This is a genomic window from Streptomyces sp. NPDC093544 (assembly GCF_040683495.1).
GTDB lineage: Bacteria > Actinomycetota > Actinomycetes > Streptomycetales > Streptomycetaceae > Streptomyces.
Genome location: NZ_JBFBEA010000008.1, coordinates 148,899 through 172,261, shown reverse-complemented (window position 1 = coordinate 172,261; position 23,363 = coordinate 148,899). Strand labels below are relative to the sequence as shown.

22 protein-coding genes are annotated in these 23,363 nt (G+C 68.7%); 16 read left to right on the top strand and 6 right to left on the bottom strand.

Going from position 1 to position 23,363, the window contains the following annotated elements:
- Window positions 1-26: 26 nt before the first annotated feature.
- Genes AB0N66_RS14305 through AB0N66_RS14285 form a run of 5 tightly spaced genes read right to left on the bottom strand, consistent with a single transcriptional unit; the run spans window position 27 to window position 4,690 of the window.
- Window positions 27-1,172: a DUF475 domain-containing protein gene (locus AB0N66_RS14305; RefSeq protein WP_365433214.1), complete on the bottom strand. Its 1,146-nt coding sequence runs from the start codon at window positions 1,170-1,172 to the stop codon at window positions 27-29.
- Window positions 1,173-1,230: 58 nt separating this feature from the next.
- Window positions 1,231-1,626, bottom strand: a complete 396-nt coding sequence (locus AB0N66_RS14300; protein ID WP_365433211.1) for a universal stress protein — start codon at window positions 1,624-1,626, stop codon at window positions 1,231-1,233.
- A gap of 24 nt (window positions 1,627-1,650) precedes the next feature.
- Complete coding sequence (locus AB0N66_RS14295; RefSeq protein ID WP_365433208.1) at window positions 1,651-3,150, bottom strand: tripartite tricarboxylate transporter permease; 1,500 nt, start codon at window positions 3,148-3,150, stop codon at window positions 1,651-1,653.
- Window positions 3,150-3,683, bottom strand: a complete 534-nt coding sequence (locus AB0N66_RS14290; RefSeq protein WP_365433205.1) for a tripartite tricarboxylate transporter TctB family protein — start codon at window positions 3,681-3,683, stop codon at window positions 3,150-3,152. Before AB0N66_RS14290 ends, AB0N66_RS14295 begins: the two co-directional genes overlap by 1 nt.
- Window positions 3,680-4,690, bottom strand: a complete 1,011-nt coding sequence (locus tag AB0N66_RS14285; RefSeq protein ID WP_365433202.1) for a tripartite tricarboxylate transporter substrate binding protein — start codon at window positions 4,688-4,690, stop codon at window positions 3,680-3,682. The genes AB0N66_RS14290 and AB0N66_RS14285 overlap by 4 nt, the downstream gene beginning before the upstream one ends.
- A 97-nt stretch (window positions 4,691-4,787) precedes the next feature.
- Between AB0N66_RS14285 and AB0N66_RS14280 the strand changes: the two genes are divergently transcribed.
- The 10 genes from AB0N66_RS14280 to pgm all read left to right on the top strand — a co-directional run bounded on the left by AB0N66_RS14280 (window position 4,788) and on the right by pgm (window position 15,790).
- Entirely contained in the window at window positions 4,788-6,449 is a 1,662-nt protein-coding gene (locus AB0N66_RS14280; protein ID WP_365433199.1) for an ATP-binding protein, read from the top strand.
- A complete protein-coding gene (locus AB0N66_RS14275; protein ID WP_365433196.1) occupies window positions 6,446-7,120 on the top strand; it encodes a response regulator in 675 nt (224 codons plus the stop codon). The genes AB0N66_RS14280 and AB0N66_RS14275 overlap by 4 nt, the downstream gene beginning before the upstream one ends.
- Window positions 7,121-7,248: 128 nt before the next feature.
- A complete protein-coding gene (gene rpmG, locus AB0N66_RS14270) occupies window positions 7,249-7,413 on the top strand; it encodes a 50S ribosomal protein L33 (protein WP_365433193.1) in 165 nt (54 codons plus the stop codon).
- A gap of 47 nt (window positions 7,414-7,460) precedes the next feature.
- On the top strand, window positions 7,461-7,721 hold the full coding sequence (locus tag AB0N66_RS14265) for a type B 50S ribosomal protein L31 (RefSeq protein WP_365433189.1): 261 nt from the start codon (window positions 7,461-7,463) through the stop codon (window positions 7,719-7,721).
- Between the two features lie 62 nt (window positions 7,722-7,783).
- A complete protein-coding gene (ykgO, locus tag AB0N66_RS14260) occupies window positions 7,784-7,906 on the top strand; it encodes a type B 50S ribosomal protein L36 (protein WP_054244622.1) in 123 nt (40 codons plus the stop codon).
- Window positions 7,907-8,124: 218 nt separating this feature from the next.
- Entirely contained in the window at window positions 8,125-9,570 is a 1,446-nt protein-coding gene (locus tag AB0N66_RS14255; protein ID WP_365433185.1) for a glyceraldehyde-3-phosphate dehydrogenase, read from the top strand.
- A gap of 253 nt (window positions 9,571-9,823) precedes the next feature.
- Complete coding sequence (locus AB0N66_RS14250) at window positions 9,824-11,893, top strand: DUF1996 domain-containing protein (protein ID WP_365433182.1); 2,070 nt, start codon at window positions 9,824-9,826, stop codon at window positions 11,891-11,893.
- 225 nt (window positions 11,894-12,118) lie between these two features.
- Window positions 12,119-12,949, top strand: coding sequence for a PP2C family protein-serine/threonine phosphatase (locus tag AB0N66_RS14245; RefSeq protein WP_365433179.1), 831 nt, complete (start codon window positions 12,119-12,121; stop codon window positions 12,947-12,949).
- A 78-nt stretch (window positions 12,950-13,027) separates the two neighbouring features.
- Window positions 13,028-14,032: an MASE1 domain-containing protein gene (locus AB0N66_RS14240; protein WP_365433637.1), complete on the top strand. Its 1,005-nt coding sequence runs from the start codon at window positions 13,028-13,030 to the stop codon at window positions 14,030-14,032.
- Between the two features lie 117 nt (window positions 14,033-14,149).
- Window positions 14,150-15,790, top strand: coding sequence for a phosphoglucomutase (alpha-D-glucose-1,6-bisphosphate-dependent) (gene pgm, locus AB0N66_RS14235; protein ID WP_365433176.1), 1,641 nt, complete (start codon window positions 14,150-14,152; stop codon window positions 15,788-15,790).
- A 219-nt stretch (window positions 15,791-16,009) separates the two neighbouring features.
- On the opposite strand, the gene AB0N66_RS14230 is transcribed toward pgm, so the two are convergent.
- A complete protein-coding gene (locus AB0N66_RS14230) occupies window positions 16,010-17,200 on the bottom strand; it encodes an MFS transporter (protein WP_365433174.1) in 1,191 nt (396 codons plus the stop codon).
- A 281-nt stretch (window positions 17,201-17,481) separates the two neighbouring features.
- On the opposite strand from AB0N66_RS14230, the gene AB0N66_RS14225 reads away from it, so the two are divergent.
- From AB0N66_RS14225 to AB0N66_RS14200, 6 genes are all read left to right on the top strand, one after another.
- Window positions 17,482-18,456 carry a hypothetical protein gene (locus tag AB0N66_RS14225; RefSeq protein WP_365433171.1) on the top strand — a complete coding sequence of 325 codons (975 nt, stop codon included), beginning with the start codon at window positions 17,482-17,484 and terminating at the stop codon, window positions 18,454-18,456.
- Window positions 18,457-18,490: 34 nt separating this feature from the next.
- Window positions 18,491-19,132 carry a hypothetical protein gene (locus tag AB0N66_RS14220; RefSeq protein WP_365433168.1) on the top strand — a complete coding sequence of 214 codons (642 nt, stop codon included), beginning with the start codon at window positions 18,491-18,493 and terminating at the stop codon, window positions 19,130-19,132.
- A gap of 250 nt (window positions 19,133-19,382) precedes the next feature.
- Window positions 19,383-20,207, top strand: a complete 825-nt coding sequence (locus AB0N66_RS14215; protein ID WP_365433165.1) for an SDR family oxidoreductase — start codon at window positions 19,383-19,385, stop codon at window positions 20,205-20,207.
- A 286-nt stretch (window positions 20,208-20,493) separates the two neighbouring features.
- Window positions 20,494-21,324: a serine/threonine protein kinase gene (locus tag AB0N66_RS14210; protein WP_365433162.1), complete on the top strand. Its 831-nt coding sequence runs from the start codon at window positions 20,494-20,496 to the stop codon at window positions 21,322-21,324.
- Window positions 21,321-22,847, top strand: coding sequence for a serine/threonine-protein kinase (locus tag AB0N66_RS14205; RefSeq protein WP_365433160.1), 1,527 nt, complete (start codon window positions 21,321-21,323; stop codon window positions 22,845-22,847). The genes AB0N66_RS14210 and AB0N66_RS14205 overlap by 4 nt, the downstream gene beginning before the upstream one ends.
- A gap of 118 nt (window positions 22,848-22,965) precedes the next feature.
- Entirely contained in the window at window positions 22,966-23,340 is a 375-nt protein-coding gene (locus AB0N66_RS14200; protein WP_365433157.1) for an SH3 domain-containing protein, read from the top strand.
- Window positions 23,341-23,363 lie beyond the last annotated feature (23 nt).

The following is a 23,363-nucleotide window of genomic DNA, read 5'->3' as shown; positions in this document are numbered from 1 at the left end:
CGACCGGGAATCGCTGCCGGCTCTGCTCACCCCCCGGACGAGACCTTGGGCGTCCTGTCCGGGGCGAAGTCGTCCGACTCGGCTGATTCGAGCGCCTTGTTCCGGCGGACGGAGGACAGGAACGAGGCCGCGATCAGGACCACGCCGACCAGGCCGGTGATGATCTCGCTGATCTGGTGCTGAATGGTGATCAGCAGGATCGCGGCGAGGGCGCCGATCGCGTAGTGCGCGCCGTGCTCCAGATAGACGTAGTCGTCGAGGGTGCCCTGGCGGACCAGGTAGACGGTGAGCGACCGGACGTAGAGGGCGCCGATGCCGAGGCCCAGCGCCATCCAGAAGATGTGGTTGGTGATGGCGAAGGCACCGATGACACCGTCGAAGGAGAAGGAGGCGTCAAGGACCTCCAGGTAGAGGAACAGGAAGAACGCGGCCTTGCCGGCGAGGGCGACAACCTGCACCGGTTTGCCCTCGGTCCTGGCCTCCTCCTCTTCCTCGTGTTCGTGTTCCTCCCCTTCTTCGAGCCGGCCCTCGAAGAATCCCGAGAGACCGCCGACCACTAGATACGTGATCAAACCGGCGACACCGGAGAGCAGCACCGTGGCGGACTTGTCCGCGTGGCCCGTGCTGACATGGGCGTGGGCGGCGAAGGTCAGCGCCGTGATCAGCAGGACGATCAGCGCGATACAGACCGACAGCATGTCGACCTTGCCGAGCTTGGCCAGCGGGCGCTCGATCCAGCCTAGCCACTTGATGTCACGGTCCTCGAAAATGAAGTCGAGGAAGATCATCAACAGGAACAGGCCACCGAAGGCCGCGATCGCCGGGTGCGCGTCGGTCACCAGGCTCTCGTACCGGTCCGGTTCATCGAGGGCGAGCCGTACCGCCTCGACAGGGCCGACCTTGGCGCTGATGGCGACGATCACGACCGGGAACAGCAGCCGCATACCGAGCACCGCGATCAGAATGCCGACGGTGAGGAAGATCCGCTGCCAGAAGGCATTCATCCGCTTCAGGATTCCGGCGTTGACGACCGCGTTGTCGAACGACAGCGAGATCTCGAGGACCGACAGGATCAGTACGACCCCGAAGGCCTCCCATCCCCACTGCCACGCGGCGAAGGCGAGACCGAGCGCAGTGACGGCCAACGGCCAGCGAAATGTTCTGAGGATCATCTTTTTCCCATGTGGTGAGGGTGAGTTCCGAGGGGGCTGGGAACTCCTGATGACTGTGTCAGGAAGGAGCCTTCACCGCGAGGACCGGGCAGCCGGCCCCCAGCAGGATCTGCTGCGCGGCGGACCCCATGATCAGCTTGCCGACCGCGCTCCGGCGCCGCAGCCCGATCACCACAAGGGACACATCCGACCGTCCCGCCAGTTCGATGATCTCCTCGGCGGCATCGCGTCCGCCGAGCACCTGGCGGATGTCGAAGTCGATCTCCAACGCGGCCAGGTCCTCGCGGACATGTGCCAGATCAGGCTTCTGCGCGAAGCGTGGGTCCACATAGGCGTCACCCCGCGAGGTGTTCACCACCAGTACGTTCTCGCCGCGCCGACGGGCCTCGTCGATCCCCGCGCGCAGTGCCGCCTCACCCTCGGGTGACGGTACGTAACCCACCAGTACGGTCATGTCTGTTCTCCCTCCCACGGACTCTCACGTGTTTCGCTCACGCAGCGGACGTACGACGAACCGTCGGACCAGCGGCCAGACGAGCACCAGCACGATCGCCGCGTAGACCACGTAGGACACCGGTCCGCCCACCAGTCCGGACAGCTCACCGCCCGACAATTGCAGGGAGCGCCGTCCCTGTAGTTCGGCCCGCGGGCCGAGGATGACGCCGATGATCAGCGGCAGTACCGGCAGTCCGAACCGGCGCATCGCGAAACCGAGGAGTCCCAGGAGCAGCAGCAGGAACAGGTCCAGGGGCTGTGCGTTGACGGCGTACGCGCCCATCGACGCGAAGAACAGGATTCCGGCGTACAAGTAGGGGCGCGGAATCTGCAGCAGTCTCGCCCAGGCCGGCGCGAGCGGCAGATTCAGCAGGAGCAGCAGCAGATTGCCGATGAACAGGCTGGCGATCAGCACCCAGACGAGGCTCGACTCGCGCTCGAACAGCAGCGGGCCGGGCTGGATGCCGTACGACTGGAACGCCGCGAGCATGACGGCGGCGGTGGCGTTCGTCGGCAGGCCGATGGCCAGCATCGGGACCAGGGTGCCTGCCGCGGAGGCGTTGTTCGCCGCCTCGGGCCCGGCCACACCCTCGATCGCGCCCTTGCCGAACTCCTCGGGGTGCTTGGTGAGCCGCTTCTCCGTCGCGTACGACAGGAAGGTGGGGATCTCCGCCCCGCCGGCCGGCAGCGCACCGAACGGGAAGCCGTACGCCGTGCCCCGAAGCCAGGGCTTCCACGACCGCTTCCAGTCCTCCCGCCCCATCCACGGCTGCCCGACCGGGATGATCTCGACGGGCTTGCGCCGCAGATGCGCGGCCACCCACAGCGCCTCGCCGACGGCGAAGATCCCGACGGCGACCACGACCACATCGATCCCGTCGGCGAGTTGGGGGACGCCCAGGGTGAGCCGCTGCTGTCCGGACACCGAGTCGATGCCCACCAGGCCGATCGTCAGACCCAGCAGCAGTGAGATCAGGCCCCGGATACGTGACGCGCCCAGCACCGACGTGACCGCGATGAAGGAGAGCAGCATCAGGGCGAAGTAGTCCGGCGCACCCAGGCTGACCGCGAAGTCCACCACGAGCGGGGTCACAAGGACCAGCAGCAGGGTGCCGATCGTGCCCGCCACGAAGGAGCCGATCGCGGCGGTGGCGAGGGCCTGCGCGGCCCGGCCGGACTTGGCCATCTTGTTGCCCTCGATGGCGGTCACCACCGAGGACGACTCTCCGGGGGTGTTCAGCAGGATCGAGGTGGTGGAACCGCCGTACATGCCGCCGTAGAAGATGCCCGCGAACATGATGAACGCCTGCACCGGCTCCATGCCGTAGGTGATCGGCAGCAGCAGAGCCACCGTCATCGCCGGGCCGATGCCCGGCAGCACACCCACCGCGGTGCCGACGAGGACACCGATCAGCGCGAGCAGCAGGTTCATCGGGGCCACGACATCCGCGAAGCCCTGCAGAAGATGATCCAGGTTCTCCATCACAGGATCCCTTGCAGCACACCGGCCGGGAGGTTCACACCGAGCCCGATCGCGAAGGCGTAGAAGGTGGTGAGGGACATCGTCGCCGCGATCAGCACATTGCGTATGTGGTGCCGGTTCCCGAGGGCGAAGGCCGTCCCCCAGAACAGCAGCCCGCCGCTGATCACCCAGCCGAGCCGTTCGATCAGTACGGCGTTCACCACGAACGCGCCGATCAGGAGCAGCACCGTGCGCCAGTCGATGGCCTGCGAGAGGTCCACGTCCTCGCCCGCCTCCGGCTCGCCGTGACCGCCCCGGGCCACGTCGACCGCGTACAACGCCGCGATCACCACGAGCAGTACGCCCAGGATCAGTGGCACCGCGCGCGGTCCGACCGGGTCGGTGCCGCTGGTGATGTGCGGTATCCCGAGCCCGTCCACGATCACCGCGGTGCCCAGCACGACGAGGAACGCGCACACGCCGTACTGCGCGCGGTCCTTGCCCTCGGGCGGACGGATGTCCTCCGCCCTCCGTTCGTCGACCGGGGAACTCATGCCAGCCCGAGCTCGGTCAGCAGGTCGGCGACGGACTTGTCCTGCTCCTTGAGGAAGGTGCCGAACTCGTCACCGGTGGTGAAGGCGTCGGCCCAGCCGCGCTTGGTCAGTTCGGCCTTCCACTCCGGCGAGTCGTGCATCGTGGTGACGCTGTCGATCCAGGTCGCCTTCTGCTCGGCGGTGATTCCCGGAGGGGCGACGATGCCGCGCCAGTTGGTGAAGACCAGGTCGATTCCGGAGGACTTGAGCGTGGGGGTGTCCTTCACCGCCTCGATGGGCTTCTCGCTGGTCACCGCGAGCACCCGCACCTGCCCCGCCTCGATCTGGTCGAGGAACTCGCCGAATCCGCTGGCGCCGAAGGCGATCTTGTTGCCCAGGATGGCGGGCAGCAGCTCGCCGCCGCCGTCGTAGCCGATGTAGTTGACTTCCTTCGGTTCGATGCCGACGGCCTTCGCCAGCTGCATCGGAAGCAGATGGTCCGGGCCGCCCGGCGAGGAACCGCCGCCCACGGCCACCTTCTTGGGGTCCTTCTTCCAGGCGGTGACCAGGTCGTCGATCGTCTTGTACGGGGAGTCCTTCGACACGACGATCGCGCCGGCCTCCTCGATCAGCTTGGCGATCGGCGTGGTGTCGGTCAGCGTCGCCGCCGACTTCGAGGTGTACGCGGCACCGACGACGCCCAGCCCCATCTGCATGGCCAGCTTGCCGTTGCCCTTCTCGTTCACCAAACGCTGCAGGCCCACGGTGCCGCCGGCCCCGGGCAGGTTGTACACCTGGACGCCGGACGCCACCTTGGTGTCCTGCATCACCTGGGCGACGGTCCTGGCAGTCACGTCGTACCCGCTGCCCGGCGTGTTGGGCACCATGACCCGCAGACCGGTGACGGGTTTGTCGTCTCCGCTTCCGCTGCTCGAATCCTCCTTGTCCGCGGTGGCGCCACAGGCACCCACGGCGAGCAACCACGCGGTGGCAAGAGCTCCGAGAAGTGCGGCTCTGCGATTTCTCATGGCTCATCTCTTTCGCTCGGGCTGGTACGGCGCCATGATTGTGCGGCTCCGAGGAGAGCCCGCCTACGTTGTGTGACCATTGAAGGTTGAGTTCATAGTGGTCGTGACGTCCCGCCGCCATACGCTCGCCGGTGAACTGCTGGTACTGCAGCTCGCCATCGTGGTGATGGTGCTGTTCGCGGTCGCGGCCGTTTCGCTGGCGCAGTCCAAGGCGACGTTCGACCGGGTCGAGGGGCGGCGAGTGACCGCCCTCGCCGAGGAGATGGCCGGAAATCCCCTGCTGCGCACTCAACTTGTCCGTCCCGCACCCGGTGAGACCCTCGCACCGATGCTGCAGACCAAGAGGACGCAGTCGAACGTCACCTCCGTGACGGTCGCCGACGCACGGGGTGAGATCGTCGCCGCCACCAATCCCACCCTGGTCGGAACACGGCTGCCGGTCGACGGATCCAGCGTCGCGCAGGCGCGCGGCTGGTCGGGGGAGCTGCCGGTGGACGGGGGCCGCGAGCTGGTGGCCCAGGTCCCGGTGCTCGGCGCTGACGCGGGGCACATCGGCGAGCATCTCGGCACGGTCATGATCGGGCGGGCATCACCGACGGTCTGGCAGCGGCTGAGTGGTGCCTCCTCGTATCTGCTCGCCTACCTCGGTATCGCGAGTGTGCTCGGGCTGGCCGGCTCCTGGCTGCTCGCCCGGCGGATCAAGCGCCAGACCTTCGGCCTCGAACCACGCGAGATCGCCGGTCTCGCCGAGCACCGTGAGGCGATGCTGTTCGGGATAGCCGAGGGCGTGATCGCGCTCGACCCGCAGCTACGGCTCACGCTGGTCAACGAGGTCGGCCGCGGACTGCTCGATCTCCCCGAGGACTGCGTCGGGGTGAGCCTGGCCGATCTGGGCATCGAGGGCAGGCTGTACGACGTCCTGGCCGGGACCGGCGGCGAGCACGGCGCCGAACGCGGTACCGAACGGCGCGACGAGGTGGTCGTACGCCGGGGCCGGGTACTGGTGATGAACCGGATGGACGTCACCAAGGACGGCCGCCGGCTGGGCTCGGTGACGACCTTGCGTGACCGTACCGAACTGGCCCAGCTCGAACGCGAACTGGGCTCGTTCCGCAGCAGCACCGACCTGCTTCGCGCGCAGGCCCACGAGTTCTCCAACCAGCTGCACACCATCTCCGGGCTCATCCAGATCGGCGAGCACGAGGAGGTCGTACGGTATGTCCGCGCCCTGCGAAAGTACCGGGACTCGCTCGATCTGACCCTCACCAGCCGGGTCCGTGACCGGGCCGTCGCCGCGCTGCTCATGGCCAAGTCCGCGCTCGCGGCGGAGCGCAGGGTCCGGCTCCGCATCTCGGAACTCACGGCGCTGGACAGGCTGGAGCCGGCGGACTCCGCGGACGTGGCGACGGTGCTCGGCAATCTCGTCGACAACGCCCTCGACGCGGCCACGGCCGGAGACCACGACAACGACGCCTGGGTGGAGGTCGAGCTGCGCCAGGACGCATCGAGCGTCGAGATCGTGGTCCGTGACTCAGGCCCGGGTGTGGCTCCCGAACTCGCGCAAGAGGTGTTTTCCCACGGCTTCACCACCAAGGCCGCGCAGGGCGGCGACCGGGGGATCGGCCTGGCGCTCACCCGGCTGGTCTGCAAACGCAGAGGTGGTGAGGTATCGGTGACCAACACGTACGCGGGCGCCATGTTCACCGCCCGGATGTCCGTGGGTCAGCTGACCGACCGAGAGACGGAGGAAGTCCGATGATCGACGTCCTGGTCGTCGAGGACGACTTCATGGTCGCGAAGATCCACCGTGGATTCGTCGACGGCGTCGACGGCTTCCGCGTGGTCGGATCGGCGAACTGCGGGGAGCAGGCGCTCACTGCCGCCGCCGAGCTGCAGCCCGACCTGGTCCTGCTCGATCTCTATCTGCCCGACATGTTCGGCCTGGAGGTCATCCCACGGCTGCGGACGGCGGGACACGACTGCGATGTGCTCGTGATCAGCGCCGCCCGCGAGGCGGAGGCGGTCCGGGGCGCCGTCCGCCACGGAGTGGTCGACTACCTGCTGAAACCGTTCGACGCTGACGACCTCAAGGAGCGGCTGGAACGTTACAGCGCCCGGCGCGGCAATCTGCACGCCCCCCTGGTCAGCGGGCAGGCCGACGTGGACCGGGCACTGGGCCGGGTGACGGCACCGACGGTGACGCCCACGCTCCCCAAGGGCATGAGTGTGGAGACCGCGGAACTGGTCGAACGCACGCTGCGCGTTGCCGACGGGAACCTGTCCGCGGCCGAGTGCGCGACGCTGGTCGGCATTTCCCGCGTCAGCGCGCGCCGCTACCTCGAATACCTCAGCGTGACGGGCCGGGCGATGGTGTCGCTGCGCTATGGACACGCGGGTCGCCCCGAGCGGCGCTACCACTGGTACGCCTGACCTGACGGGTGCTGCGTTCCTGTGCTGCTCCTGATAGGGGAATGCGGCGGCGAGGGTGGCTGTTGGACAGAACAAGAAGCTGACATGCGCGAGTCAAAATCGCGGACGTCAGGCGAAAGGAGGACCTCATGGCACGCACCAGCGCGCGCCCCGTCGTCACGCTGAAGTCGACGGCCGGGACCGGCGTCACGTATGTGACGCGCAAGAGCCGTCTGAACGACCCCGACCGGCTTGTCCTGCGCAAGTACGACCCGGTGGCCGGGGAGCACGTCCCGTTCCGCGAGGAACGCTGAACCACGCCCGGATCCATCGGGTGCACAGACCCAGGGAAGGGAACCGCATGAGGTCCCGTATTCACCCCCAGTCCCAGCCGGTCGTCTTCCGGGACCGCGCCGCGGACGTCGCGTTTCTGACACGCTCGACCGCGCACTCGTCCAGGACGATCAAGTGGGAGGACGGCAACACCTACCCGCTGATCGACGTCGAGATCTCGTCGGCGAGTCATCCGTTCTACACCGGGACCTCGCGGGTCATGGACACCGCCGGCCGCGTGGAGCGCTTCGAGCGCCGCTACGGCCGCGCAGCCTCGGCCCAACACTGAACCAAGCAGCTTCGGCCCCGCGCTGAACCGCGGGGCCGATGTCGAGGAGAAGGAGCAGAGTCATGAAGGTCCGCAAGTCCTTGCGCTCACTGAAGTCCAAGCCCGGGGCTCAGGTGGTCCGTCGGCGGGGCGTGGTCTTCGTCGTCAACAAGAAGAACCCGCGCTTCAAGGCCCGCCAGGGCTGACAGTCGGAGGACGGCAAGGGTCCGGTACGCGAAGCCGTCGCCGTCGGCGACGGCTTCAAGGGCCGGTCCGCGGAAGAGGGCAACGCCGCCCTCACGCGCATGGCAACGGAACCGGTGCTGGGTGCGGCTCGCGGTATATCGCCCAGGGGGCACCGCTTGCATGATCAAAACGGTGGGGGATTACCATATGAGCGCCTCCTAGCTCGAAAGATGGACCTGTGACTGTCAATGACGACTCGTTCACCAACTGGAAAAACCGTGAGGAAATCGCGGAGTCGATGATCCCCATCATCGGGAAGCTGCACCGGGAGCGGGACGTCACGGTACTGCTGCACAGCCGCTCCATGGTGAACAGGTCGGTGGTCAGCATCCTCAAGACGCACCGGTTCGCCCGGCAGATCGCCGGTGAGGAGCTCTCGGTCACCGAGACGCTGCCGTTCCTGCAGGCTCTCACCACGCTCGATCTCGGCCCTTCCCAGATCGACATCGGCATGCTCGCCGCGACGTACAAGGCCGACGGCAGCGGCCTGTCGGTGGAGGAGTTCACCGCTCAGGCTGTCGCCGGGGCCACCGGCGCCAACAAGATCGAGCGCCGCGACCCGCGCGACGTCGTCCTCTACGGGTTCGGCCGCATCGGCCGCCTCCTCGCCCGCCTGCTCATCGAGAAGGCCGGCTCCGGCAACGGCCTGCGCCTGCGCGCCATCGTTGTGCGGAGGGGCGCCGGCCAGGACATCGTCAAGCGCGCCTCGCTGCTGCGCCGTGACTCCATCCATGGCCAGTTCCACGGCACGATCACCGTCGACGAGGCCAACAGCACGATCATCGCCAACGGCAACGAGATCAAGGTGATCTACTCCGACGACCCGACGTCGATGGACTACACGGCGTACGGCATCAAGGACGCCATCCTTATCGACAACACCGGCAGGTGGCGCGACCGCGAGGGACTGTCGCAGCACCTCCGCCCGGGTATCGCCAAAGTAGTCCTGACCGCGCCGGGCAAGGGTGATGTCCCCAACGTCGTTCATGGCGTCAACCACGACATGATCAAGCCCGACGAGCAGATCCTGTCCTGCGCGTCCTGCACCACCAACGCGATCGTCCCGCCGCTGAAGGCGATGGCGGACGAGTACGGCGTTCTGCGCGGCCATGTGGAGACCGTCCACTCGTTCACCAACGACCAGAACCTGCTGGACAATTACCACGACTCCGACCGACGCGGCCGCTCGGCCCCGCTCAACATGGTCATCACCGAGACCGGTGCCGCCTCCGCTGTCGCCAAGGCGCTGCCCGACCTCAAGGCAAGGATCACCGGCAGCTCGATCCGCGTCCCGGTGCCGAACGTCTCGATCGCCATCCTCAATCTGCGGCTCGCGCGCGAGACCACCCGCGAGGAAGTCCTCGATCATCTCCGTGACGTGTCGCTGACCTCGCCGCTCAAGCGTCAAATCGACTTCACCAGCGCCCCCGACGCGGTCTCGAGCGACTTCATCGGCTCGCGCCACTCCTCGATCATCGACGCCGGGGCACTCAAGGTCGACGGCGACGACGCGATCCTCTACCTCTGGTACGACAACGAGTTCGGCTATTCCTGCCAGGTGATCCGCGTCGTCCAGCACGTATCCGGGGTGGAGTACCCGACCTACCCGGTTCCGGTGGCCTGATCCCGGCGTGCTGTCGGAACCGGCGTTCCGGCAGGTGAGGCGGCGTGGGGTGGCAACTGATTCCGATCAGCACGGAGTTGCTTTCCCCCTGGCAACCGCCGCCCGCCGCCGGTGGTGCCAGGGGCAGAGGCTCCAGGTGCTTCCTACGAGATTTCTATGAATCTGTGAGTCGCTTGAACATGCCGGGGCGCGGCTGCGTATTGGGGCGAGGGATTGCCATAGCGAGCCGACCATCATGCGTAGGAGCCCTTCCTTGAGACGCAACACGCGCAGACGCCCGACAGGCGCACGGCGCGCGACCTCTACAGCAGTCGCGCTGATATTGGGGGGAGTCGGGCTCGTAACGGTCAACGTCTACGCCTCGGCGACCGAAAGCGGTTCGGGCAGCGAGCCCGGCCAGGACAACCAGGTCCTGTCGTCGGCGGGTGCCACGATCGACTGCCCGGACGTCGGTAGTCAGTTGACGACGGTTCCGGACGCGGCCAAGGGAGACGTCGACAAGGAACTCGCTCTCCTGGACCAGCAGATCACCGAGGCCTATCAGCAGCTGCAGAGCGCGGCGCAGGCCGCGGATCAGGGCGCTGACGTCGCCGACAGCGAGGTTCTGAATCCGCTGGCGGAGAAGCGTGCGGCGGCGATCGACCGCATCGTGGTCGCCATCGATGGCGCGGGGGACCGTCCGGAAGGACTCGAGGCCCTCGCGACCTGCACATTGCTCGATTCCGCCAACCAGAGTGGCAGCGGCGAGAACAGCGACGCGGGCGGCGACGACCAGGGCGGTGAGGACCAGAACCAGGGCGGCGGCGACGCTGAAGCCGACGACCAGCAGGGCGGCAACGCCGGTCAGGTCGGCAACGGGCCGGTGGCCGCGGACTTCCAGGACATCAACACCGTCCAGCCCAACGCGCAGAGCCCGCAGGACCAGGACAACGCCTCCCGCGGGGAGTTCACCACCAGCTGCGGGGTGAATGCCAACGGCGTGTTCAACTCCGACAACGTGATCGTGGCTCCCGGCGTCACCAACGGCGCCCACCACTTCCACGACTACGTCGGCAACCAGGCCAACGATGCCTTCGCCAGTGATGACGACCTGGCCAACGGCGACACGACCTGCGAGGACCCGGGCGACAAGTCGACCTACTACTGGCCCGTACTGAGGCTGCAGAACGGAACTCAGGAACAGGACGCCGAGTCCGCCGGGGGCGGAATCGAAGGCAACGCCGGTGAGATCGTCACGCCCAAGCAGGTCACGCTGACGTTCGTCGGCAGCCCGCAGGGCGAAGTCGCCGCCATGCCGCGACTGCTGCGCATCATCACCGGTGACGCCAAGGCGTTCGTCAACGGCAACGCCAACGCCAACGCGTCATGGAGCTGCACCGGGTTCGAGGACCGGCAGCTGAAGGACAAGTACCCGATCTGCCCGCAGGGCAGCGACGTGGTCCGCACCTTCAAGTTCCAGAGCTGCTGGGACGGCGCGAACATCGACAGCGCCAACCACCGCACCCACGTGGCCTTCGCGGACGCTCAGGGCAATTGTGCCGCCGGGTTCCGCGCCATTCCGCAGCTGGTGCAGCGCATCGTCTACGACGTCGACGCGCCGAGTCTGGACGACGGCGGCCGGACTACGCCGTTGTTCGCGGTGGACTCCTTCCCCGAGCAGCTGCACAAGCCGGTCACGGACCACGGCGACTTCATCAACGTCTTCGACGAAGACCTGATGCAGGAGATGGTCGACTGCATCAACAGCGGCCGTCAGTGCGGTGCCGGTGCTGACCCGGGCACCGGTACCGAGGAGCCGCAGGAACCCCCCGCCTCCGAAGAACCCACACAGGAACCGCCCGCTTCCGAAGAGCCCCCGCAGTCCCAGACGCCCAGTGCGGACGAACCGTCCGACGGGCAGGGGACCGAGGAACCCGGCAACAACGGGGGTGACCAGAGCGAGGAACCCGGCAACAACGGCGGTGACCAGAGTTCGGAGCCCGCGACCGGCACTCCGGGCAACGAACCGGCAGACGAGGACTCGCCCGACGCCGCCGTCAGCGCGGAACCCAAGGTCGATGAAACGCCTTCGGCCACCTACGAGGCCGCGGCACCGGCGTCCCACGCCGGCTCGGACGATCACGGCAGTGAGGTGGGCAGCCCCGTGCAGACACCGCAGGCCGGTGGGACGGACCCGTCCGCCGCATCGGGGACCGAACCTCAAGCGGAGGGCACGGGCAGTCTCGCCACCACTGGGGCGCAACTGTGGCCGGCCGCGCTGGGCGGCGTCCTCGTGATCGCAGGCATCGTCGTGCTCCGCCGCATCAGGCGCGGGCAGATCTGACAGCGCTCCCGGAGGGTGCACCAACGGTGGCGGGACCTGCCCACTGGGCAGGTCCCGCCACCGTTTTCCCGGGAGGCACCTCCACGGGAGGCGTCTCGACGCCCCTGCCGTGCGTCGCGGGCCCGGACGTACCGATGTCGGGTCGGATCAACTGTGTCGTTATCATCCGATAGAGAGGCAATATCGCCTTTGCCCTGATGGTGCAGGTTCCTCCCGGAGTGGTCGATGTCCCGCAAGCGCCCAACGGGTGACGGCGACGAGCTGCTGGCCCGACTCGGATCGCTGACCGCGCAGGCGCGTGAGCGCGCGGAGTTCCAGCGCTCACAGGTCGAGCTGGCCATCGCGTTGCAACGCGGCATGCTCCCGGGAGACATGCCGACCGCCCCCGGCTTCGACGTGGCGGTCCAGTACGCGCCGGCCTGCTACGGCCTCAACGTGGGCGGAGACTGGTACGACGCCTTCGAGCTGCCCGACGGACGTATCGGGCTCTCCATCGGTGATGTTCAGGGACACAACATCGAGGCGGCCGCGTTCATGGGCCAGGTCAGGGTCGGGCTGCGGGCGCTCGCCTCCGTCACGAGCGAGCCGGGAGAACTCCTCGCCCGGACGAACGACCTCCTCCTGTCCATCGGCACCGACCTCTTCGCCACCTGCACTTTCATGCGACTCGACCCGTCCACCGGAGTGCTGGAGAGCGCGCGGGCCGGGCACATACCGTGCGTCTGGGCGACGGCGGACGGAAAGTCCGGCATCACCGAGGACGAAGGGGGGCCACCGCTGGGTGTGGAGGCGGGGGAGGAGTACCCGGTGACCCGGTACCGGCTCACCACCGGCGGAGTGTTCGTGCTGTTGACCGACGGTGTGGTCGAGGGCCCTTCGATGAGCGTCGACGAAGGGCTCGATCAGGTGGTACGGCTCGCGGGCATCGCCGCCGTCGCCGGGCTGTCGGCCGGTTCACTCGCCGCAGGGGTGATCAAGGGCGCCGAGCGCGTGGGGCACGAGGACGACGCGGCTGTACTGGTGGTCTGCCACGCGGCGGCCGGCCTTCGGCCGTAGGACGCGGCGTCGGGGTCGGGGTCGGGGTGCGACAGTCTCGCCTCGCCGACGGGGCGGCTGAGGTGTCTGATGGCTGCTGTGGTGGGTACCCGTGAGCTGCGCCGACCGGTCGTCGTCGCCCTTCAGACGCTGGCAGTGGCCGCCTGCTACTTCGGGGCAGGGCGCCTGGGGCTCCTGCGGCGGCTGACTGTCGATGGCGCGGTGTTCACACCCATCTGGCCGCCCACGGGCGTGGCAGTGGCCAGCCTGTTGATCTTCGGGATCCGTTGCTGGCTCGGGATCGCAATCGGTGCCCTCCTCGTCGTCGTGAGCCTTGCCTCGCTCCAGCTGCCTGCGATCGGCATCATCGCGGGCAACACCGCCGCTCCGGTCTGCGCGTACCTCATGCTGCGCAGGCTGGGCTTCCGGACCGACCTCAGTCGTCTGCGCGACGGTCTCGCCCTGGTGTTCCTGGGGGCCCTGGGCTCCATGCTGATCAGCGCCACCGTCGACGTCGGCGTTCTGGTCCTCACGGACAAGCTCGCCGCACACAGCTTCTGGCCGGTGTGGCTGGCGTGGTGGGTGGGCGACGCGATGGGTGTTTTGATCGTCACCCCGGTCCTTCTCATGCTGTACGGGATACGCCTGCCGTTGCACCCGACGCGATGGAAGGAGGCCGCGCTACTGGCGCTCGTCGCCTGCGTCCTCGTGCCGACTGCCGCGTACAGTCCGATCAGTCTGCTGTTCCTCGTCTATCCGCTGCTGGTCTGGGCATCGCTGCGTTTCCCGCAGGGAGGCAGCGTGCTGTGTGCCCTCTTCGCCTCCGTGCTGGCCACCGTCGCGGCCACGGACAGGGTCGGTCCGTTCGAGCGGTTGAGTGATACCGCGCTGATGATCAAACTCCAGGCCTTCAACGGATCCATGGCCCTGACCGCTCTGCTCCTGTCGGCCGTGATCACTGAGCAGCGCAACACAAGACGTTCCGTGGAACTGGCCTGTCAAGATCTGGTGGAGGTACTGGAGCACCTCACCGCCGGGAACGCTTCACCGTTGCCGGCGCCGGTGGACGACGAGGGCAAAGGGTGGCGGAACGAAGCCCCGTGAGTCACCCGTCGCCTCAAGCTGTTGCCGCGGCCGACGGCCGGGCTGTCCCTAGGGCACAGTCCGGTGAGGAAAGATGAGACCACAAACGAAGAACAACCGATGTGGAGGTGCGCGCCCATGCCGCACGAGCGAGCGGGTCATCCGGCAGGCCCCGAGGACCTCGTCGACGTAGCCCGGTTGGTCACGGCGTACTACTCACTGCACCCCGACCCGGCAGAGCCCGGCCAGCGCGTCGCCTTCGGCACGTCCGGACATCGCGGGTCCTCACTGGCGACCGCGTTCAATGAGGACCACATCGCCGCGACGAGCCAGGCGATCTGCGAGTACCGCGACGCCCAGGGCACCGACGGTCCGCTCTTCCTGGGCGCCGACACCCATGGGCTCTCGGAGCCCGCCAAGGTCACCGCCCTGGAGGTGTTCGCGGCCAACGAGGTGTCGGTGCTCCTCGACAGCGCGGACGGCTACACGCCCACACCGGCCGTCTCGCACGCCATCCTCACCCACAACCGGGGTCGGTCCGCGGGCTTCGCGGACGGGGTCGTGGTCACCCCCTCCCACAATCCGCCCGCCGACGGTGGCTTCAAGTACAACCCGCCGAACGGCGGACCGGCGGGCTCCGAGGCGACCGGCTGGATCCAGGACCGGGCCAACGAACTCATCGCGGGCGGCCTCAAGGACGTACGGCGCATCCCCTACGCCAGGGCGCTGGCCGCCCCCGGCACCGGCCGCTACGACTTCCTCGGCACCTATGTGGCCGACCTGCCGCAGGTGCTGGACCTGGACGCGATCCGAGCGGCCGGCGTGCGGATCGGCGCGGACCCCCTGGGCGGGGCCTCCGTCGCCTACTGGGGACGCATCGCCGAACAGCACGCGCTCGACCTCACCGTGGTCAACCCGCTCGCCGACCCCACCTGGCGGTTCATGACGCTGGACTGGGACGGCAAGATCCGTATGGACTGTTCCTCGCCCTACGCCATGGCCTCGCTGATCGAGCAGCGCGACCGCTTCCAGATCGCCACGGGCAACGACGCCGACGCCGACCGCCACGGGATCGTCACCCCGGACGCCGGATTGATGAACCCCAACCACTACCTCGCCGCCGCCATCTTCTACCTGTACTCCCACCGGGAGCAGTGGCCCGCGGACACGGGGATCGGTAAGACGCTGGTGTCGTCCGGGATGATCGACCGGGTCGCCGCCGACCTGGGCCGTCGACTGGTCGAGGTGCCGGTGGGATTCAAGTGGTTCGTGGACGGGCTGTCCGACGGCTCACTCGGTTTTGGTGGGGAGGAGTCGGCCGGCGCGTCCTTCCTGCGCCGCGACGGCTCGGTGTGGACCACCGACAAGGACGGCATCATCCTGGCTCTGCTCGCCTCCGAGATCACGGCCGTGACCGGGAAGACGCCGTCGGAGCACTACGCCGCGCTGACCGAACGTTTCGGCGAACCCGCGTACGAGCGCATCGACGCCCCGGCGACCCGCGAGGAGAAGGCACTCCTCGCAAAGCTCTCGCCCGCACAGGTCAGCACGGACACCTTGGCCGGAGAAGCGGTCACGGCGGTGCTCACGGAAGCTCCGGGCAACGGCGCGTCCATCGGCGGCATCAAGGTGACCACCGCCAACGCCTGGTTCGCGGCCCGCCCGTCGGGCACCGAGGACGTCTACAAGATCTACGCCGAGTCCTTCCTCGGAACCGACCACCTCCGCCAAGTCCAGGAGGAGGCGAAAACCGTGGTCTCGACGGCACTGGGCGGCTGACACCGCTCGCGTGGCCTGGGACCGGGTGGGCAACGGTCGGTGTGGGGTGTCAGCGCGGACCGCGGCGTCGCGGTCCGCATGCGAGTCGCAGAGGCGGCATGGGCTGTCCGGCAGGATGCGCTGCCGGACGGCCCGCCGCGCGGTAGCCCGTCCGGGTGGTGGCTGGATCCGTTGAGAGGCGTGCGGGCGCGGTACGGAGGGCACCGCGCCCGCACGCCCTCACGTCTCCACGCGTACCGGTCGCCGGAGCAGGTAGAGGCCCGCGATCGTGACGAGCACGGCCATGCACGCGATGAACACCAGCCCCGCACCCTCCAGGCCCATCGGACTCGCCAGAACCCCCACACCGATCACTGGCAACGAGATACCCGCGTACGCCACCACGAACAGGGTCGAGATCACCGCCGCACGCCGGTCCGGGGGAGAGGCCCCGGCCACCGCGGACAGTGCTCCGCGGAACGCCAGCCCCTGCCCCACTCCGGCGACGAGCGCACTCGCCACCACCAAGGACAGCAGGTCCCACCGCAGCGCACCCGCGAGCAGCGCGAGGGCGACGAAGAGCGCGGCGCAGCCCAGCGGCAGCGACCGGCCCACCCCGACCCGGCCGACCAACAGCTGCCCGCCGACCGAGGCGAAGAAGGCCAGCGCGACGACAAGCCCGCTCACGGCGTGGTTGTCCACGTTCAGGGACTCTTCGAGGAACGTTGGGCTGACCGCGGTGAACACCCCGAACAGTGCGAACCCCACGAACGACGCGATCGCCGCGGGCCCGAACACCGCCCGCACCTGCGGGGGCACGCCCGGCCGCTGCGGTCGTACGGTGTTCAGCGGCCGTCGCTCCCGTACGGTCTCCGGCAGACGCAGCAGGACGACGGCCGAGCCTGCCACCAGCACGAGGTGTACGACGAACGGCAGGTACAGCGGCCAGTCGGCGTACTGCGCGAGTAGTCCGGCAAGCAGCGGACCGCAGCCGAGGCCGCCCATATTGACGGCCGTCGCCACGAACGTGGCCCGGGAGGCGCCGCCTTTCGGTGCCAGCTCCAGCACGTACACCGTGGCGGCCCCGGTGAACAGGCCGGCGGACAGTCCCGACATCAGCCGCCCCGCGTACAGCCAGGGCAGCCCGTCGGCGCACAGAAAGCAGACCGCGCTCAAGGCCGAGAATCCCAGACCCGTCAGCAGTACAGGCCGCCTGCCGACGGCGTCGGAGGCGTTGCCTGCCAGCAGCAGCACGCCGATGACCCCGAAGGCGTACACGGCGTACACGACGGTCACCATCAGCTCGGAGAAACCGAACTTGTCCTGGTAGAGGCCGTAGAGCGGGGTCGGCAGCGTGGTGCCGGCCATGCACACGGCGAACACCGTCCCGCCGAGCAGACACTGGCGCCACCCTGGGCGATTTCCGTCCATACCGCCGACAATAATCCCGGGGGTCGCGCCCGGCATGCTGCCGTACGGGAGAGTCGAAGGAGGCGTTGAGGCGCCGGCGGATGTGCCGGAGCGGTGCCGCCGGACACCGAATTAAAGAAACGCTTGCGTTTCGCTTCAGGTCGTCGTAGTTTATGTGTACGAAACCGTTTCGTATTGATGGGAGCTCGGGGCGTGCCCAGCCGCAGCAGTAGCAAGCCCGACGTGCCGCGTGAGGCGCGGTCAGCGGCTCTGGTTCCGACCGTCGTGGCGCGGGCCGCGCGATGACGACCTCTCCGGTGTTCCTGGCTGTCGCCCTCTCCCTGGCCTCCGCGGTCTGCTACGCCACAGCCGCCGTGGTCCAGGAAAGGACCGCCGCCAAAACGGCGAACCTGCGCGGCGCGCTCACCCGCGGCTCGTGGTGGTGGTCGGTCCTCCTCAACGCCACCGGCGCTCTGCTGCACGTGGTCGCCCTGCGGTACGGGCCGCTGACCCTGGTGCAGCCGCTCGGCGCGCTGACCCTCGTGGCGGCGGTGCCCCTGGGCTCGCTGGCCGCCCGCCGCCGGACCTCGGGAACGCAGTGGCGCGGCATGGCCCTCACCCTTGTCGGGCTGACCGCACTGCTGACCGCCACCGCCTCGGGCGACGCGCCGGACAACACCTTGCACGCCACCGAGGTCCTGGTGGTCGCGCTCACCGCCGCCACCGTCGTCGCGGTGCTCGTCCGGCTCGCCTCGGGCCGCTTCGCCCTGGGCGGCCTCGCTTTCGCGGCGGCCTCGGGTATCGCCTCCGGAGTCGGCTCCACGCTGGCCCAGAAGCTCGCCGTCGGGCCGGCGCTGTCCTGGAGCGTGGCGGTGGTGACGGTCCTCACCGCCGCGTTCGCCGCGGCCGGGCTGCTGCTCTCCCAGAAGGCCTACCGCAGCGGCCTCGGCGGCCCGCTCGCCCTGCTCACCCTCGTCAACCCGGTCACCGCGTCCCTCATCGGCATCACCTTGCTCGGCGAAGGCTTCCAGTACGGGGCGACAGGCACCCTGCTCGCCCTCGCCGGCGCTGCGGCGGCCGGCCGCGGTGTGGTCCTGCTCAGCAGGCCCCAGCCCCATGACGACCACCCTGACCACCCTGACGACGGCGACGACCAGCCGCGCCTGCCGCGCCGGACAAGGCCGGTTGCCACGCCAGGCCTACGACCCTCCCGGCTTTTCCGAACCGCGTTCGCGTCCACCGGGCGGATTCGCGCGGCCACGGTCGACATCACCTGAACGAGCCGGGCAATCTGAAATGGAGAACACGGATATGGCGACTCTTCAATTGCGTCCTCGGACGTCCGTGCGTGCGGCGGGTCTGGTGGACGTGCCCGCCGTGGTGCGCCTGATCGCTCCGCCCTCGCCCTCGACCTCGCCTTCAGGCCCGTCCCTGGACAGCTCCGCGCTGGACTGGGAGCAGGCGCAGAGCGCCATGCGGATGGTGCTGGCCCACCATGCCCTCGAAGAGGGCCAGGTGTGGGTGGCGGAGCAGGAGGACGGCGCGCTCCTCGCGGCCGCCATCTGGCTGCCGCCCGGTGTCGAGTCCGAGCCTCCCGAGACGTATTTCAGCGGCCTCCTCTCCCGCGAACTCGCCATCGGCCCGCAGCACCGTCCCGTCCTGCCGACACTGCTGAAGGAGGCGGGGCCCGACGTGCCGCACTGGAAGGTGGTCGTCGCCGGCGCGCTGGACGACATGAGCGCCTGGGACCATACCGTCGCCGCCGACCTCCTGGCCCCGGGGCTGCGCGCCGTTGACGACCAGGCCTCGACCGCCGTCGCGGTCACGATTTCCGCCCGCCACGCGGACCAGCTGCGGCCCCTCGGGTTCCGCCGGCCGCGCGAAGTCGACCTCATGCCGGGCGCGAGTGTGTGGCTGACGACTCGTCACCCGAGGGGCCGGTCGGAGGGCTGACGGGCACCCGGCGCTGACGATCGCGGTCACCACGGCGCCGGGTACTCGGTACCTTTCCCGGCTCGGTTTCCATGCGGTTCACGCGGACAACGGCGGGGAGTCGGCCGTCCCGTGGTTTGCGTATCCGTTGTCGGGCGGCCCCGTCGGGGAGTGGTGGAGTTGCCTTGGAGCGCACTCCAGGGTGTTCGCTGGTGAAGGTAGCGCCGCGACGTCGTGACGGAGCGGGCGATGACTTCATGAGGAGCACGCCATGACACAGAAGATCTGGTTCATCACCGGAGCCTCCCGCGGCTTCGGGCGGGAGTGGGCGATCGCGGCGCTGGAACGCGGCGACTCCGTGGCCGCGACGGCACGCGATCTGTCCACGTTGGACGATCTTGGCGCGACCTATGGGGAGCGGCTCCTGCCCCTGCAACTGGATGTCACGGACCGCGACGCCGACTTTGCCGCCGTGCGGCAGGCGCACGAGCGGTTCGGGCGCCTGGACGTGGTGGTCAACAACGCCGGCTACGGCCACTTCGGCATGGTTGAGGAACTCACTGAGGCGGAGGCCCGCGCGCAGCTGGAGACCAACCTGTTCGGGGCGCTGTGGGTCACCCAGGCGGCACTGCCGTTCCTGCGTGAGCAGGGCAGCGGTCACATTCTGCAGGTCTCTTCCATCGGTGGGATCAGTGCGTTTCCGCTGGTCGGCATCTACCACGCGTCGAAGTGGGCGCTTGAGGGAATCAGCCAGGCGCTGGCCCAGGAGGTCGCGCCGTTCGGCATCAAGGTCACGCTGATCGAGCCTGGTGGCTTCTCCACCGACTGGGCCGGCTCGTCGTCGAGCACGTCCGAGCAGCTGCCGGCGTACGCCGAGTTCCACAAGAAGGTGCAGGAGCAGCGCCGTGAGCGCGTCGGCACCCCGGGCGACCCCCACGCGTCTGCCGCGGCCGTCCTGGAGATCGTGGACGCCGACGAGCCGCCGCTGCGATGCTTCTTCGGTACGGCGCCGCTGGGTATCGCCAGGGCCGACTACGAGGGACGTCTGGCGACGTGGGAGAAGTGGCAGCCGGTGGCGGAGCTGGCCCAGGGCTGAGATCTCTCAGCTGTCCCCGGGTTCACTGATGCAGGCGGCGGGCCTGAGGTCCGCCGCCTGGACGGTCGGCTGGTGAAGAACTCGTTGCTTCGGGCAGCAGACACCGCCGGGTCACCGTAGGCGTCGCAGGGCCGGTCTCCGCTCTGCCGGTGTCATGGCGTCGGGTGGCTTTCGGCCAGTTGGTGATCCGCGCTGTGCGGGGAGGCGTCTCGGGCCGGTATTCCGGGGCCGATCGGGTGCCCGTGTCCTACTACAATCCTGGCGACCACCACGGGGGAAGAGTGACATGGACACGGTAATAGTTCAGCTGCCCGACCGGCCGGATCCCCATTCCGGTGGGGACCTCCATGGGGCGAAGGCGAAAGGGAAGCCCAGGCTGCTGCACATGGGCCCGGGTGAGACGAGGGACTTCGGGCGTGGATCCCCCGGCAGTTCCGTCGCCATCGTGCTGAACGACCCGGGCATCTCGCGCAACGCGGGCCGGATCGAAGCCGCAGAGGACTACTGGCGGCTGTCGAATTTCAGCCCGACCGCAACCTACGTCGTAGAAAACCTCGAAGGGGCCGGCGAGTACATCAAGGTGGCCCCCGGCCGCCTCGGCGCACCGGTGCCCTTCGAGTTCTCGCGAGTCGTGCTGCCGTCGCTGGAAGGCGCCGCGGACTTCAAGGTGTTCGCGCCCCAACACGCTTACGTCGAAGGGCAGTCCGGCCCCGGCGGCGGAGAGCAGACGGCCAGCCCCTTCTCCCTCGATCCGACGTCGAAGTACTTCCTGGTCCTGGTGGCACTGTGCGAACCACGGCTGCGCACGGCGTCCGGCGCAGCCCTGCCGGGCGTGGGGGAAATCGTGGATCGCCTGCGTCCGCTCGACTCCTGCCGGGATCTGACGCGTTCGGCGGTCAATTACCACATCGACTACCTGGCCTCGGTGAAACTACGCCTCGACGTCGCCGACGAGAGTGGCACCCACAAGGAGGGCGGCCGGGTCGGCGCCAAGCGGGAGGACCTCGTGACGCTCGCCCTCCGCTTCAATCTCGTACGGGAAGAACACCTCTCGGTACTGCCGGAACGGACCGCGCTGTTGGGCGGCCGGACCCGCGTCCGGGAGGCAGGCGTATGAGCCGGACCTCCGGACCGCTGCTCGACGTACCCGTCGGGTACCGGATCGAGGACTGGGAACTGACCGGCCCGATCGGAGCCGGCGGCTGGGGGAGCGTCTATGCGGCCCGAGCCGTTGCCGACGGAACGCCGGTAGCGGTGAAACTGCTGCGCACCGACGTACTCGCGCCCGGACAGCGGGCCTCGCTCGACGAACTGGTGCGGCAGGAGGTGCGGTTCAGCCAGGAGGCCGACCACCCAAACCTCGTCCGCACTCATGCCGTGTGCACCGTCAGCGATCCGGACAGGCCGGAGCTGGACGGGGCGATCGCACTCGTCATGGACCGGGCCGAGCGAAGCCTGCAGGATCTGCTCGACGCCACCGAGCCGGGGGAGCCGGTCCCCAACGCCGCCCGTGTCCTGCGCGGCGTCGCCGCCGGGCTCATGCACATGCACGCCGCAGGCTGGGTGCACGGCGATCTGAAACCCGCGAACATCCTGCTGACCGCGCACGGAGACGTGTGGCTCGCCGACTTCGGCCTCACCGTCGAACTCGAAGGAACCCATGCCCACATGCCCCCGCTCGGCACCCTCGACCACCTGCCCCCCGAATGGTGGTCGCAGCGCACCGACGCGCGCGGCACGGTCGTACGTCCCACCGCGGACATCTGGGCCTTCGGCGTACTCGCCCACCAACTGCTCACGGGGGGACTGCACCCCTTCATGGGCGCCACCGCCCGGGCCCGCGCGCTGGCTGCACAGTCCTACGCCCGCGGGACCGCGCCGTTACGGCTCGACGACCGGATCCCCGAAGCGTGGCGAGAGCTGATCACTGACTGTCTGGCCCCCGATCACAACTCCCGCGCCCCGCACGACGCAGCCGCCGTCGCGGCGCGCATCCGTCCACTGTCGAACGATGCCCGCCGCGGTCGCCGTGTAGTGCTGCCGGCCGTGGTCGCCGCTCTGATGGCCGTCTGCGCCGCCGTCGCGGCGACATTGCTGCCCGGCGACGATGACAACACCGGCTCGCAGCGGGACCGTTCGTCCCCGTCCGCTGCCTCGTCCTCCTCCGTACCGGTGGCCGCCGGCGCGATCCCCGCCGACTCCGACATACCGACGGCACTGCGGGAACCCATCACCCGGGCGGCCAACCGCTGCACCGAGGAGGAGATCACGCCGGTCGTGATCGCCGCCCTGCTCAAGGCGGAGAGCGGCTTCGACGCCGACGCCGCGCGGCCCGAGACGGACGAGTACGGCATCGCCATGTGGACGCCGTCGGTGTTCCGGGCCTGGGCCGTCGACGGGGACAGCGACGGGGACAAGGACTACATGTCGCCGCCCGACGCGATCGTGTCCATGGGTGGATACGTGTGCTGGCTGGGCCAGCGCTTCAAACAGGAGGGTCTGAAGAAGGACCTGCCCGCCCTGGTCGCCGCCGGCTACCGCACCAGCGACCGCACGATCATCGAGACCGGCGGTGTGCCGGAGCGAATCCTGCCCCACGTGGAGAAGGTAAGGGGCTATCTCGCAGAGTATTCAGGCTGAGACCTGCCCGGTCCCTGACACCTGTCAGGGACCGGGCAGGCGCCTGTGTTCCTAGAGTGCTGAACGTCGGCCGGACGCCGCGAAGTTCATCACTCCGTCAGCACAGGGGAACTCAGCAATGCTCATACGAACCATTGCCCGGGGCGCGCTCGTCGGCGCCGGTGCGCTGGCTCTGCTCGGCCCGCTCACCGTCGGCACGGCCGCAGCGGACACGGCCACCACGCAGGGAACCGCCCGCATCATGGCGGCGCCGTACGCGGTCGTCCCGTACGAGACCGTCAACGTTCGCAGCGGCCCGTGGCGTTCGGAAGCGATCGTCGGCACCGCCGCCGCGAACCAGCCGCGCGGCGCCTACTGCTGGACCTCGGGCGAGACCATCACCGACAACGGCTACAGCAACGATGTCTGGGTGCAGCTCGTCGAGGGCTACGTGAGTGCCGTCTACCTCAATGGCGACGAATACGGCGGCCTGCCCGCATCGGCGGTCTGCTGACCGCAACACATCCTTACGCACGG